General features: G+C 72.0%; 12 protein-coding genes. 6 read left to right on the top strand and 6 right to left on the bottom strand.

Going from position 1 to position 13680, the window contains the following annotated elements; genetic code table 11:
* Positions 1 to 170: 170 nt before the first annotated feature.
* Positions 171 to 3269 carry a sugar-binding domain-containing protein gene (locus ACF1GV_RS28795; RefSeq protein WP_391686075.1) on the bottom strand — a complete coding sequence of 1033 codons (3099 nt, stop codon included), beginning with the start codon at positions 3267 to 3269 and terminating at the stop codon, positions 171 to 173.
* 269 nt (positions 3270 to 3538) lie between these two features.
* On the opposite strand from ACF1GV_RS28795, the gene ACF1GV_RS28790 reads away from it, so the two are divergent.
* Positions 3539 to 5977: a SpoIIE family protein phosphatase gene (locus tag ACF1GV_RS28790; protein ID WP_391686073.1), complete on the top strand. Its 2439-nt coding sequence runs from the start codon at positions 3539 to 3541 to the stop codon at positions 5975 to 5977.
* Between the two features lie 50 nt (positions 5978 to 6027).
* Positions 6028 to 6687, top strand: a complete 660-nt coding sequence (locus ACF1GV_RS28785; protein ID WP_391686071.1) for a DUF4232 domain-containing protein — start codon at positions 6028 to 6030, stop codon at positions 6685 to 6687.
* 24 nt (positions 6688 to 6711) lie between these two features.
* On the opposite strand, the gene ACF1GV_RS28780 is transcribed toward ACF1GV_RS28785, so the two are convergent.
* Entirely contained in the window at positions 6712 to 7680 is a 969-nt protein-coding gene (locus ACF1GV_RS28780; protein WP_391686069.1) for an aldo/keto reductase, read from the bottom strand.
* A 101-nt stretch (positions 7681 to 7781) separates the two neighbouring features.
* A complete protein-coding gene (locus tag ACF1GV_RS28775) occupies positions 7782 to 8240 on the bottom strand; it encodes a nuclear transport factor 2 family protein (RefSeq protein ID WP_391686067.1) in 459 nt (152 codons plus the stop codon).
* 138 nt (positions 8241 to 8378) lie between these two features.
* Here ACF1GV_RS28775 and ACF1GV_RS28770 point away from each other — a divergent pair, with 138 nt between their 5' ends.
* The gene (locus tag ACF1GV_RS28770; protein WP_391686445.1) at positions 8379 to 8930 is read left to right on the top strand and encodes a TetR/AcrR family transcriptional regulator; all 552 of its coding nucleotides are present in this window, start codon (positions 8379 to 8381) and stop codon (positions 8928 to 8930) included.
* Between the two features lie 72 nt (positions 8931 to 9002).
* Here the strand turns inward: ACF1GV_RS28770 and ACF1GV_RS28765 are convergent, their stop codons facing one another.
* Both ACF1GV_RS28765 and ACF1GV_RS28760 read right to left on the bottom strand, forming a co-directional pair.
* Positions 9003 to 9203, bottom strand: a complete 201-nt coding sequence (locus ACF1GV_RS28765; RefSeq protein ID WP_363263740.1) for a ferredoxin — start codon at positions 9201 to 9203, stop codon at positions 9003 to 9005.
* A gap of 14 nt (positions 9204 to 9217) precedes the next feature.
* Positions 9218 to 10429, bottom strand: coding sequence for a cytochrome P450 (locus ACF1GV_RS28760; RefSeq protein ID WP_391686065.1), 1212 nt, complete (start codon positions 10427 to 10429; stop codon positions 9218 to 9220).
* Between the two features lie 224 nt (positions 10430 to 10653).
* Here ACF1GV_RS28760 and ACF1GV_RS28755 point away from each other — a divergent pair, with 224 nt between their 5' ends.
* Positions 10654 to 11097 carry a nitroreductase family deazaflavin-dependent oxidoreductase gene (locus tag ACF1GV_RS28755; RefSeq protein ID WP_391686063.1) on the top strand — a complete coding sequence of 148 codons (444 nt, stop codon included), beginning with the start codon at positions 10654 to 10656 and terminating at the stop codon, positions 11095 to 11097.
* Positions 11098 to 11181: 84 nt separating this feature from the next.
* Here the strand turns inward: ACF1GV_RS28755 and ACF1GV_RS28750 are convergent, their stop codons facing one another.
* On the bottom strand, positions 11182 to 12165 hold the full coding sequence (locus ACF1GV_RS28750) for a cation diffusion facilitator family transporter (RefSeq protein WP_391686061.1): 984 nt from the start codon (positions 12163 to 12165) through the stop codon (positions 11182 to 11184).
* Between the two features lie 115 nt (positions 12166 to 12280).
* On the opposite strand from ACF1GV_RS28750, the gene ACF1GV_RS28745 reads away from it, so the two are divergent.
* Both ACF1GV_RS28745 and ACF1GV_RS28740 read left to right on the top strand, forming a co-directional pair.
* Entirely contained in the window at positions 12281 to 13300 is a 1020-nt protein-coding gene (locus ACF1GV_RS28745; protein WP_391686059.1) for a glutathione S-transferase family protein, read from the top strand.
* 40 nt (positions 13301 to 13340) lie between these two features.
* Entirely contained in the window at positions 13341 to 13643 is a 303-nt protein-coding gene (locus ACF1GV_RS28740) for a DUF4235 domain-containing protein (protein WP_363263744.1), read from the top strand.
* Positions 13644 to 13680 lie beyond the last annotated feature (37 nt).

Here is a 13680-nt window from a genome sequence, read left to right as displayed (position 1 = left end):
GCCCTCACGGTACCGCCCGGGTACTCACGCGTAAATACCCGCAGGTCAGGAAGGAAGTAAGGAGGTACCGATCACAGCGCGGCCCCGGTGCGCGGCGAGCTGCGCACCGGGGCCGTACGGGTGCGGGCCGGGGCCCGCGTCACCGCACGCCCCGGCGTTGTCGCCCCCCGTCACGCCCCCGGTACCGCCAGACGGCTGATCCGCACCGCCCCTCGGGGCTCGCCCGGGTGGCTGCTGGTCAGGGTCAGGCGGAGGCGGGAGGCGCGGACCGCGGGGAAGGTGACGACGGTGGGGGCGTCGGACGCGGTGGCCCAGTCGGTGTTCGCCCCGGTGACGGGCACCCACCGCAGCCCGTCCCAGACGTCGACCGCGAGCGCGGACGGCAGGCTGTGTGCGGCGTCGGCGGTGAAGGAGACCTCGACGTGGTCGACGGTCCGGGTACGGCCCCAGTCCAGCGACACCCAGTCCTTCGCGCGGGCCCCGTCGAACGCGGGCAGCAGGCCGGTGGCCGCCTTGCTGAAGCCGTTGGACCAGCCGGTGGCCGGGTTGCCCTCGAGCATGGCGGCCGGAAGCGAGTCGGGGCGGCCGGAGTAGCTCGCGTCCGCGTACGGATAGGCGGGCGGCGGCGGGAAGTCCGGTGCGAACGCGGCGGGCGCGGTGGTGGACGCAGAGCGGCCCGGTCGGATGCGCACGCTCGCCGTGTCGGAGCGCAGCCCCTCGGCGCGGGCGGTCACCTTCAGGGCGCCGGGCTTCGTGCCCGCGCGGACGATGGCGAGCGCCTTGCCGTGGAAGGCGGTGCGGGTGCTCGCCTGGTAGCGCTCGGCGCTCTCCTGTCGCCCGTTGTCCAGCCCGGCGAGTGAGCCGCCGGTGACGTCGAAGGAGATCAGGTGCTCGGCGTCGGGGACGACCACGCCGTGCGCGTCGACGATCTCGGCGGTGACGAAGAGCAGCGAAGAGCCGTCCGCCGTCAGGGCCTTGCGGTCGGGGGTCAGCCGGACGGCGTGGGGCGCGCCCGCGGTGCGCAGCAGGTCGGTCGCGACCGCCCGGCCGTCCCGGCGGGCGACCGCCTTCAGCTCGCCCGGCCGGAAGGGCACTTTCCAGATCAGGTGCAGCTTGCCCGCGCTGCCGTTGGGGCTGGTGTAGCTGCCCGGGTAGGGGCCGCCGGTGAAGGTCTTGTCGTCTCCGGTGGGCTCGGTGGTCTCCAGGTACTCCCGGCCGTCGAGGGTCTTCTTCCGGTCGAAGGTGCGCACGCCCAGGGACTCGCCGTTCAGGAACAGCTCGACGGTGTCGGCATTGGCGTACGCCCACACCTCGACCGTCTCGCCCTCCTCGTGGTTCCAGCTCATCGGGAGCAGATGCACCATCGGCTCGCTCGTCCACTGGCTCTGGAAGAGGTGGTACATGTCCTTGGGGAAACCGGCCGTGTCGACCGCGCCGAAGAACGACGCCTTCACCGGGAAGACGTCGTACGGCGTGGGCTCGCCGATGTAGTCGATGCCGGACCACAGGAACTGGCCCGCGAACCACTTGCGGTCCCGGTCCTTCTTGTGGCCGTACTCGCCGCTCATGGTCCAGGAGGCGAGGTTGTTGTCGTAGGAGGAGGTCGCCCGGCGGCCGGGGGTGTGGTTCTCGCCGGTGTTGAGGTGCTCGGGCTCCTGGTACGCGCCGCGGGTGGACGTCTCCGAGGACGACTCGGACTCGAAGAGGAACAGATGCGGGTAGGCCGCGTGCAGGGCGTCCACCGACTGGGCGGAGTTGTAGTTGAGGCCGAGCCCGTCGAGCTTGGCCAGCATCAGGTCGGCGGCGGAGCCCTTGGCGGGCAGGCGGCGGTACTTGTCGGAGCCGATGACCAGGGGGCGGGTGTCGTCGGCGGCCCGGATCGCGGCGATGATCCGGTCGGCCATGGCGAGGCCGGCGGTGGAGGTGGAGTCGGGGATCTCGTTGCCGATGGACCACAGCACCACGGCGGGCGAGTTGCGGGCCGCCCGCACCATCTCGCCTGCGTCCTTTTCGCACCACTCGTCGAAGAAGCGGCCGTAGTCGTACCGGTTCTTGCCGGTGCGCCAGCAGTCGAACGCCTCCACCATCATCACGATGCCCAGCTCCTCGCAGACCTGGATCATCTCGGGCGCGGGCGGGTTGTGCGAGGTGCGCAGGGCGTTGACACCCATCGACTTCATGATCGTCATCTGGCGGCGGATCGCGTCGACGTGCACGGCCGCGCCGAGCGCGCCGAGGTCGTGATGGAGGTCGACGCCCTTGATCTTGGCGTGGACGCCGTTGAAGTGGAAGCCCTCGTCGGGGTCGAAGCGGAAGGTGCGGATACCGAAGCCGGTGCGGTACGTGTCGGTGGTGCGGCCTCCGACCCGCAGCTCGGTGTGCAGCGCGTAGCGGTGCTCCGGGGTGGCGAAGTCCCACAACAGCGGCTGCGGTACGGACAGTTCATGGGTCTCCGTGCGCTCGTCGGCGACGTGCGCGGTCGACGACGTGCGGGCGACGGTACGGCCGCGCGGGTCTGTGATCCGGGAGACCACCTCCACCTGCGCTGCGGCGCCGGAGTCGTTCACCACGTCGGTGCGCACCCGCACCAGGGCACGCTCGGCGGTGACGTCCGGCGTGGTGACGTACGTGCCCCAGCGGGCCACGTGCACCGGCTCGGTGACGACCAGGCGTGCCTCTCGGTAGATGCCGCTGCCGGAGTACCAGCGGCTGCTCGGCAGTTGGTTCTGCACCTTGACCGCGAGCACGTTCGCGGTACGCCCGTCGGTGTGCACATGGCCGGTGAGGTCGAAGGTGAAGCCGGTGTAGCCGTAGGGGTGGCGGCCCACCTCCGTGCCGTTGCAGTAGACGTGCGAGTCCATGTAGACGCCGTCGAACTCGACCGCGATCCGCTTGCCCGCGTACGCCGGCGGCAGGGTGAACGACAGGCGGTACCAGCCGAGCCCGCCGGGCAGGAAACCGGTCCCGCTGGTGGTGCCGTACTCGGTGGTGGGCGTCTGCTCGATGCTCCAGTCGTGGGGTACGGCCACCTGACGCCAGCCGGTGTCGTCGTATCCGGGGTCGGCCGCGTTCGCGTAGGCGCCGGTCGGGTCCGCGATCCCCCCGGGGTTGACCAGCGCGAAACGCCAGCCGTCACGCAGCGGGACAGTGCTGCGGCCCATGGCGCGCGGGTCCGCCGCCGCGGCCGGGATCGCCCCCACTCCCAGCAGCGCCCCGGTAGCGGGCACGCCCGCGGAGGCGATCAGGACCGATCTCCTAGTGACCGACACAGCGGCTCCCCTTTCACGAGGGCCCAGAAGTACACACAAAGAAACGTGATCGCACAGATTCTGACAGCGTGCCTCGGTTGCGCGTCAAGAGTCGGGTCAGCGCTTTCTGCCGGGCACCAGGACGCGCCAGATCGACCGATTTCGGTCTTGACGTCGATCGGCCGAATCCTGTGAAGACGGGGGGTTCCCGACCGCGCGCGACGCGGACGCACTACTCTGGAACCGAGTGACACACCGTTCACTGTGAGTGTGCGCAATGGAGTGCGAGGATGAGCCCGGACTACCCGTTCGACGACGCCGCGACGGCCCGGGCTGTCATCTCCGACGACGGCACGCTGACCGGGTGGAACGCCGGTGCGCAACGTCTGCTCGGCTGGACCGCCGCGGACGTGGTGGGCCGGCCCGCCACGCGTCTGCTCGCGGACCCGGACGGCGTGTCGCCCCGTCCGGCGCAACCACGCGACCATGGAACGGTGACTTTGCGCCACCGGGACGGCCGTACGGTCGAGGTGTGGGTGCTCGCCCATCACCTCAGGCCCCACGACGGCGAGCCGGGCCACTGGCTGGTGGTCACGCCCCTGGACGCCTCCGCCCCCCACTCCCCCGACGACCCGCTGGACGCGGCGGCGCTCGTGCAGTCCCCCTGCGCCCTCGCCCTCTTCGACGAGCGGCTGCGGCTGCACCGGATGAACGACGCCATGGCGGACCTCGTCGGGCTGCCCGAGGAGCAGGTGCGCGGACTGAGACTCGCCGAGATCGGCGGGATCCCGCAGAGCGACGACCTCGAACGCCGTCTCGCACAGGTGCTCACCACGGGCCGGTCGCTCGACGCCCAGACACGGCTGCGCGCCGGGGGTGGGGACCGTCCGCGCGCCTGGCTCGCCCGGATGGCCCCGGTCACCGACGCCGAGGGCCGGGTGCGCGGGGTGTGCGTGACCGCCCACGACCTCTCCGACCAGTACCTGTCCCGTGAGCGGCTGCAACTGGTCAACGAGGCGAGCGTCCGCATCGGCACCACCCTCGACGTCTCGCGCACCGCGCAGGAACTGGCGGCCGTGTGCGTGCCCCTGCTCGCCGACTTCGTCAGCGTCGACCTGCTCGACCCGGACCAGTACGGCGGGGAGCCGCCGGTCCGGCTGGTCCCGCCGGTCGTGCTGCGCCGGGCCGCCCACCACTCGGTGAACCCCGGCAGCCCCGGGGCGGTGACCATGCTGGGCGACGCGGAGGAGTACCCGGCGCCCTCACCACAGGCCGCGGCGCTGCTGGCGGGCCAGGCGATCGTGGTCTCGGCACCCTCCGGGGACCTGGAACGGTGGGTGTCCTGGGACGAGCGCCGTCACCGCCTCTTCCAGCAGTACGGTGTGCACTCCACGATGGCGGTTCCGCTCCAGGCCCGCGGCTCCACGCTCGGCGTCGCCCTCTTCCACCGGTTCCGTCACCCCGACCCGTACACCGAGGACGACGCGCTGCTGGCGGAGGAGATCACCGCCCGCGCGGCCGTCTGCATCGACAACGCCCGCCGCTACTCGCGCGAGCGGGAGACCGCCCTGGCCCTGCAGCGCAGCCTGCTGCCGCGCTCCCTGCCGCGCAGCGCCGCCGTCTCGGCAGCCTCCCGCTATCTCCCCGCGGCCCGCTCGGGGGTGGGCGGCGACTGGTTCGACGTGATCCCGCTGTCCGGGCTGCGCGTGGCCCTGGTCGTCGGGGACGTCGTCGGGCACGGGGTGCAGGCCTCGGCGACCATGGGCCGGCTGCGCACCGCCGTACGGACACTGGCCGACATCGACCTGCCACCGGACGAACTGCTCACCCACCTCGACGATCTCGTGCTGCGGCTGTCGGAGGAGGCCGGGGGCGAGGGCAGCCCCGGCGAGGTCGGAGCGACCTGTCTGTACGCGGTGTACGACCCGGTGTCGCGACGCTGCACGATGGCCCGGGCCGGGCATCCGCCGCCGGTGCTGCTCCCGCCGGACGGCCCCGCGCGCCGGGTGCACCTGCCGTCCGGTCCCCCGCTCGGCGTGGGCGGGCTGCCGTTCGAGTGCACCGAACTGGACCTCGTCGAGGGCAGCGTGCTGGCCTTCTACACGGACGGGCTGATCGAGTCGCGGGAGCGGGACGTCGACGCCGGCCACCGGACGCTGTGCGACGCGCTGGAGGCCGACGCGGGCTCCCTCGACGAAACCTGCGACCACATCCTCCACACGCTGCTGCCGCCGGGCGGCGCCGCCGACGACGTCGCCCTCCTGCTGGCCCGCACCCAGGGGCTGCCCTCCACCCAGGTGGCGACCTGGGACATCCCCGCCGACCCGTCGCTGGTCGCGCCGATCCGCAAGCAGGTCGTCGACCAGCTCGCCGCCTGGTCGCTGAGCGACACGACGTTCACGGCCGAACTGGTGGTGAGCGAGCTGGTCACCAACGCCATCCGCTACGGGGCGCCGCCGATCCGGCTGCGGCTGATCCACGACGACACCACGCTCATCTGCGAGGTGTCCGACACCAACCACAGCGCGCCCCATCTGCGCCGGGCGAAGACCTGGGACGAGGGCGGGCGCGGGCTGCTGCTGGTCGCGCAGCTCACCCAGCGCTGGGGCAGCCGGCACACCACGGAAGGCAAGACCATCTGGGCGGAGTTGGGGCTGCTGGAGGAGGGCTTGGCAGAGGGTCTGCCGTCGGGACTGGCAGAGGGCCTGGCAGAGGGATCAGCGGAGTGAAGCCGCGCGGTCCCGGCATCGCGGCCGGGCGAGCGGGGCAGACGTCCAGCATGGCCCCCTACACGCGATTTCCCGTCCTGCTCGTGAGCGCGCTCACCGCGCTGGGCGCGCTGACCGCCTGCGGCGGCGGTGACGGCGGCGGCACGGCCGCGAGCACAGCGCAGCAGCCGCCGGCGACGACCGCCACCGACTCCACCGACTCCACCGAGCCCACCGAGCCCACCGGGACGGCCGCCGCGGGGACCGTGCGGTCCACCGCGCCGGCCACGGCGTCCGCGCGGCCCGCGTCGTCGCGCTGCCATACCGGCGACCTGCGGGCCACGGTCGGGCGCAACAACCCGGGCGCCGGACAGGAGAACTTCCCCGTCGTGCTGACGAACACCTCGGCCCGCACCTGCACGGTGTACGGCTACCCCGGCGCCGCCTTCGTGGACGCCTCCGGCCGGCAGCTCGGGCCCGACCCGCGGCGCGAGGACGGGCCGGCCCGGACGAAGGTGGCGCTGGCGCCGGGCCGCAGCGCCTGGGCCGGGCTGACCTTCTCCAACCCCGAGATCAGCGAGGCCCGTACGGCGACTCCGGCCGCGCTGCTCGTCACGCCGCCCGACGAGCGCAAGCCGCTGAGGGTGCCGTGGCAGGGCGGCCCGGTGCCGGTCGGCGGCAACGCCTCCACGGTGTCGCTGACACCGTTCAGCCCGGGCACCGGCGCCTGAGCCCTCCCGTCGGCGTCCGGTGGTTCAGTGGCCGGCGACCGGGTGCGGCACGTACGGCTGCTTCAGTTCCTCGATCTCCTTCTCCGTCAGCGTGAGGTCGACGGCGGCCACCGCGTCCTGGAGGTGCTGCGGCTTGGAGGCTCCGATGATCGGCGCGGTCACCGTGTCCTGGTGGAGCAGCCAGGCCAGGGCGACCTGGGCGCGCGGGACTCCGCGCTCGTCGGCGATGCGGGTGACGGTCTCGACGACGGCGCGGTCGCCCTCCTGGTAGAGGGTGCTGCCGAAGTTGTCGGTGGTGCTGCGGCCGGTGACGGTCCCCCAGTCGCGGGTCAGCCGGCCGCGGGCGAGCGGGCTCCAGGGCAGGACGCCCACGCCCTGGTCGGCGCAGAGCGGCAGCATCTCGCGCTCCTCCTCACGGTAGAGGAGGTTGTAGTGGTTCTGCATCGACACGAACTTCGTCCAGCCGTGCAGCTCGGCCGTGTACTGCGCCTTGGAGAACTGCCAGGCGTACATCGAACTCGCCCCGATGTAGCGCACCTTGCCCGCCTTGACGAGGTCGTGCAGGGCCTCCATCGTCTCCTCGATCGGCGTGTGCGGGTCCCAGCGGTGGATCTGGTAGAGGTCGACGTAGTCGGTGCCGAGGCGGGTGAGGCTGTGGTCGATCTCGGTCATGATCGCCTTGCGGGACAGCCCGCCGCCGTTGGGGCCGGGGCGCATCCGGCCGTGCACCTTGGTGGCCAGCACGATGTCGTCGCGGCGGGCGAACTCCTTCAGCGCCCGGCCGACGATCTCCTCGCTGGTGCCGTCGGAGTAGACGTTGGCGGTGTCGAAGAAGGTGATCCCGGCGTCCAGGGCCTGGCGGATCAGCGGCCGGGAGGCCTCCTCGTCCAGGGTCCACTCGTGCGCGCCACGGTCCGGAACACCGTAGGTCATGCAGCCCAGGCAGATCCGGGAGACGTCCAGACCTGTGGAACCCAGCTTCACGTACTGCATCGTTGCTGCTCCTGCCTTCGTCGGCGGCTGACGGTCCGAGCCTATGACTTCGTGCGCACTCGAAGATCGCCCGGCAGTGACCGCGTCCGCCGACCCGCCGGTCACTTCAGGGGGAAGGCGCGGCCCCGCTCGCCCAGCGGGCGCGGGCCGTGGATGCGGCGCTCGTGCTCCTCGATCGGTACGTCGTTGATGCTCGCCTCGCGCCGGGTCATCAGGCCGTGCTCGTCGAACTCCCACAGCTCGTTGCCGTAGGAGCGCCACCACCGGCCGTCGGTGTCGTGGCACTCGTACTGGAAGCGGACGGCGATGCGGTTGCCGTCGAAGGCCCACAGGTCCTTGCGCAGGGCGTATTCCAGCTCGCGGGCCCACTTGGCGGTGAGGAAGCCGATGATCTCGGCGCGTCCGGTGAGGAAGGTGTCGCGGTTGCGCCAGACGGAGTCCTCGGAGTAGGCGAGCGCGACCTTGTGCGGATCCCGGGTGTTCCAGGCGTCCTCGGCGGCCTGCACCTTCCGGGCAGCGGTCTCCCGGGTGAACGGGGGAAGGGGCGGGCGGTCGGCCATGGTGTCCTCCTCGACGGAACGGCGGGGAGAACGATCGTTCTCCACCTGGTCGGCTAAGGTAGAGAACGATCGTTCTCAGGTCAACGTCCGCTGTCCTCCGCCGTGTCGGGGAATCGTCGAGGAGTGATGCCCGTGCCCGTGGACAGCGCGAGCGCCCGCCTGCGGGTCCTGGACGCCGCGGAGGAGCTGTTCTACCGGCGGGGTGTGAAGTCCGTCGGCATGGACGACATCCGCGCCGCCTCGGGCGTCTCCCTCAAGCGGCTCTACCAGCTCTTCCCGGCGAAGGAGCAGCTGGTGGAGGCGTATCTGGAGCGGCGCGACACGCGCTGGCGCGGGCGGCTCGCCACGCACGTGGAGCTCCACGAGGATCCGCGCGAGCGCATCCTGGCCGTGTTCGACTGGCTGCGCGGCTGGTTCGGCGAGGAGGGCTTTCGCGGCTGTGCGTGGATCAACGCGTACGGCGAGCTGGGTGCCACGTCTCGGGCGGTGGCGGGTCAGGTGCGGGCGCACAAGCGCGCGTTCAGGGAGTACCTCGCGGGGCTCGTCGCCGATGCCGGGCTGGCACCGGAGCTGGCCGGGCAGCTGTTCCTGCTGGCCGAGGGTGCCATGGTCACGGCCGGTGTCACCGGCCGCACCGAACCGGCCGACGAGGCCCGCGCGGCGGCACGGGCACTCGTCGGGGCGCGGTGAGGTCGTACGACCCCTCCGGATCACGTGCGCACCCGGCGGGGGCGGCCGTCCCGGACGGGCTTCGGCCGGGGCTCAGTTCGCCGGTTCCCCGACCGTGATCGCGCCCACCGGGCAGGCGCGGGCCGCCTCGCGGGTCATCGGGTCGGGGGTCGGCCCGTCGTGGCCGGGGACGAGGGTGCTGAAGCCGTCGTCGTCCTGGGTGAAGACGTTCGGCGCGGCGAGGGCGCACTGGCCGGCGCCGATACAGAGGTCCCTGTCGATGTGGATGTGCATGGTGCGTCAGCCTCTTACCAGGTCACGGGGAGTTCCAGCATCCCCTGGATGGTGTCGCCGGGCTTGAAGGGGATCTCCTCGGCGGGAACTGCGAGCCGCAGGCCGGGCAGCCGCTCGAAGAGGGTGCGCAGGGCGATCTCCAGCTCGGCGCGGGCGAGGTTCTGGCCGAGGCACTGGTGGATGCCGAAGCCGAAGGCCACGTGATGGCGGGCGGAACGGCCGAAGTCCAGGCTGTCGGGGTCGGCGTATACGGTTTCGTCGCGGTTGATGACCGATGTCGAGAACAGCACGCCCTCGCCCGCCCGGATCGTCGTCCCGGCCACCTCGATGTCCTCGACGGCGAGGCGCAGCAGTCCGTCGGCGATGGACAGCAACCGCAGCAGTTCCTCCACCACGGCGGGCAACAGCCCGGGGTCGGCGCGCAGTTCGGCCAGCCGATCGGGGTGCTGCAGCAGGGTGTAGGTGCCAAGGGAGATCATGTTGGCGGTCGTCTCGTGGCCCGCGACCAGCAGGATGATCGCCAGCGCGACCACGTCGGCCCGGCTCACCTCGCCGGTGCGCAGCCGCTGATGGACCAGCTCGTCGAGGACGCCCTCGCCGGGCTCCGCGTCCTTTGCCTTGCGGTCGATCAGATCGCCGAGGTACGTCTCGAGCCGGTCGCGCGCCGCGAGGACGTCCTCGACGCCCGGGCCGCGCAGCAGCCGCCGCGACTGCTCCTCGAAGAACTCGTGGTCGGCGTACGGCACGCCGAGCAGCGCGCAGATCACCATCGAGGGCACGGGCAGCGCGAACGCACCGACCAGCTCCGCGGGCGGCCCCTGCGCGATCATGGCGTCCAGCAGATCGTCGACGATCCGCTGGATGTCCGGCCGTAACGCGTTCGCCCGCTTGAGGGTGAAGCGGGGCACCAGCATGCGCCGTTGGGCGTGATGCTCGGGGTCGTCCACGCCCAGCAGCGCCGCCCGGCGGTGGCGGCCCGCCTCGAAGCGGGGGGTGGGCGCCGGGAAGCCCGGCCGGGTGCGGTCGGTCGACAGACGCGGGTCGGCGAGGAGGTCACGGGCGACGGCGTGCCCGGTGACCAGCCATGCGGGACGTCCGTCGTAGAGGGTGACGCGGGCCAGCGGGGCGCCGGCGCGCAGCGGGTCGTAGGCGGTGGGCGGGTGGTAGGGGCAGGTGCGGTCCTGCGGGAAGGCGACGGGTGCCGGCTGATGCGTCAAGTCCGTCATGGATGACCTCGCAGACGATGAGTGCGTCGTTCCGATCTTCATTAGATGCCTCGGGCATCTATGCGGCGACGCGAAGTTCGGCCACATCGGCGAACCGGGGAAACTGGCCGGAAGCCTTCACTGCAGTACGTCGGAACCGGTCACCGGAAATGAACGCCCGCGTGGAGGTGTTGCACACCGACGCGAGCAGCGATGCCGTACGACGCGACGAAAGGACCGATGCCATGCCTCTGGAGGGCGAGTACGAGCCCAGCCCGACGCAGTGGGTGCGCGAGCAGGTGGAGCTGTACGAGAGCTCCGGCGGCACTCAGGGGACGACGCTGCTCGACACGGGCCTGCCGGTGGTCATCCTCACCAGCCGTGGCGTGAAGAGTGGCAGGATCCGCAAGACGCCGCTGATGCGCGTCGAGCACGAGGGACGCTACGCCCTGGTCGCGTCGCAGGGCGGCGCGCCGAAGCACCCGGTCTGGTACCACAACCTCAAGGCGCACCCTCAGGTCGAGCTCCAGGACGGTCCGCGCAAGTGGGACATGACCGCACGTGAGGTCACCGGCGCCGAGAAGGCCGAGTGGTGGGAGCGGGCGGTCGCCGCGTACCCGCCGTACGCCGACTACCAGACGCGGACGTCCCGCGAGATCCCGGTGTTCGTCCTCGAACCGGCCGGATGAGACCGTGCGCCGGACCGGCGTGCCGTACTCCGGAAAAAATCCGCGTGGGTGCGCATGGTCGGGCGCGGGGCGGGCACGTGAGTGTCAGGCCCCGCCGCGTTCCCCCGTCGCGGCGGGGCTTTCATGTGACTCGCGGGCGGCGCTGTCGGTGATGTCGAGGAAGATCTGCGCCGCCTCGGGCACCGCGTCGGCGATGGACCGCTTGATGCGCACCGCGACCTCCTCCACCCGCTCGCTGTCCAGCCCCGGCACCAGATCGATCCGCGCGGCCACGAGCGCGGAGTCGAGCCCTGTCTTCATGCTGAACAGCGCCTCCACGCTGTCGATCTCCGGCTGCCCGGCGAGCAGCCGCCGGATCCTCTCGCTCGCCTCGGGGTCGGCCGCCTCCCCGATCAGCTGGTCGCGGGCCTCGCGGCCGAGGTGGTAGGCCACGCACACCAGCAGCGCGCCGATGGCGAAGGAGGCGGCGGCCTCGTAGACGACCTGCCCGGTGGCCATGTGCAGCGCCATCCCGGCCAGGGCCAGGGTGACGCCGAGCACCGCGGTGCCGTCCTCGGCGACGACCGTGCGCAGCGCCGGGTCGCGCAGGCCCGCCGCCACCCCGCCCTGCCGGCGCACCTGGTGCAGGGCCCGCAGCAGCGAGGCGCCCTCGGCGAGCAGCGCCACGCCGAGGACGGCCAGCCCGGCGACGTATCCGCCGAAGCTCTCCTCGGCGCCGTCGCGCAGGGCCTCGACGCCCTGGAAGACGGAGAAGCAGCCGCCCATCACGAAGATGCCGACGGCGGCGAGCAGCGACCAGAAGAAGCGTTCCTTGCCGTAGCCGAAGGGGTGGCGCCGGTCGGCGGGGCGGCGGCTGCGGCGCAGCGCGGCCAGCAGGAAGACCTCGTTGAGGCTGTCGGCGACGGAGTGCGCCGCCTCCGACAGCAGGGCGGGCGAGCCCGCGAGGAGGCCGCCGACCGCCTTGGCGACCGCGATGAGGAGGTTGGCCGCCAGCGCCACCAGGACGGTGACCCGCGTCCTGCGGTCGGCCGTGCGTGCCGTGTCACGTTGCGTGGGTGTACCGCTCACGGAGAGGCGGTTGCCCCGGCCGTGGGGGATCACACCGTGCCGGTGAGGTGTTTCGGGGAACCCGGGGAAGGCAGAAGGGCAGGATCGCACCCCCGGCAGGAGTGAGGAGCGGATCATGGGGCGGGACGGCGACGGCAACAGCGCGTACGGGAGGAAGGCCTTCCGCCGGTCGAAGAGCCATTTCGCGGACCGGATCACCGCCGACGGCCGTGACGGCTGGCCGGTGGAGGCCGGGCGGTACCGTCTGGTGGTCAGCCGGGCCTGCCCCTGGGCAAGCCGGGCGGTGATCTCGCGGCGGCTGCTCGGTCTGGAGGACGCGCTGTCGATGGCGATCGCCGACCCGATCCAGGACGACCGCAGCTGGCGCTTCACCCTCGATCCGGACGGCCGAGACCCGGTGCTGGGCATCCGCTACCTCAGCGAGGCCTACGACCGGCGCGAGAGCGGATACCCGGGCGGGGTGAGCGTGCCGGCGATCGTGGACGTCCCGAGCGGACGGCTCGTCACCAACGACTACCAGCAGATCACGCTGGACCTGGCCACCGAGTGGCGGGCGCTGCACCGCCCCGGGGCGCCCGATCTGTACCCGGAAAGGCTGCGGGACGAGATCGACGCGGTGATGGCGGAGGTCTACGGGGACGTCAACAACGGCGTGTACCGGGCGGGCTTCGCCACCGGGCAGGAGGAGTACGAGGCCGCCTGCACCGGTGTCTTCCAGCGGCTGGAGAAGCTCGCGGCCCGGCTGGAGCGGCAGCGCTATCTGGTCGGGGAGACGATCACCGAGGCCGACATCCGGCTGTTCACCACGCTGGTGCGTTTCGACGCGGTCTACCACGGCCACTTCAAGTGCAACCGGTGGAAGCTGGCCGAGAACGAGGTGCTGTGGGCCTACGCCCGGGACCTGTTCCAGACGCCCGGTTTCGGCGACACCGTCGATTTCGACCACATCAAGCGGCACTACTACCAGGTGCACACCGGCATCAATCCGACCGGCATCGTGCCCCTCGGCCCCGATCCGGCGGGCTGGCTGACGCCCCATCACCGTGAGCGGCTGGGCGGGCGGCCCTTCGGGGACGGAACCGCGCCTGGACCGGTGCACCCCACGGAGGAGGTGCCGGCGCGCGGCCGGCCCTGATCCCGCTGTCCCTCACCACATCCACACCCAAGGAGACCCTGTGGCCAAGACGAAGAAGAAGACGCTCCCCCTCGCCTACAAGCCCGTCGGCTTCCTGCTCGGCTGGGCCGGTGGTGCGCTGGCCGGACTCGCGTTCCAGAAGACGTGGAAGCTGATCCGGCACGAGGACAACGCGCCCGACGCGCTGGACCCGGACCGCGGCTGGGGCGAGATCCTGCTGGCCGCCGCGGTGCAGGGTGCGATCTTCGCCGCCGTGCGCAGCGCCGTGGACCGTACGGGCGCCAAGGCCATCGAGCGCTCGACCGGTGTCTGGCCGGTGCAGGACAAGGGCGGCCGGGACTGACCGGTCCCGCCCCCGCCGGAACCGGGCCGGGCCGCTC

This window comes from Streptomyces sp. NPDC014006, from assembly GCF_043088925.1.
Classification (GTDB): domain Bacteria; phylum Actinomycetota; class Actinomycetes; order Streptomycetales; family Streptomycetaceae; genus Streptomyces.
Note: the sequence above shows the minus strand (reverse complement) of the source record. Positions and strands in the feature narration are given on the sequence as shown.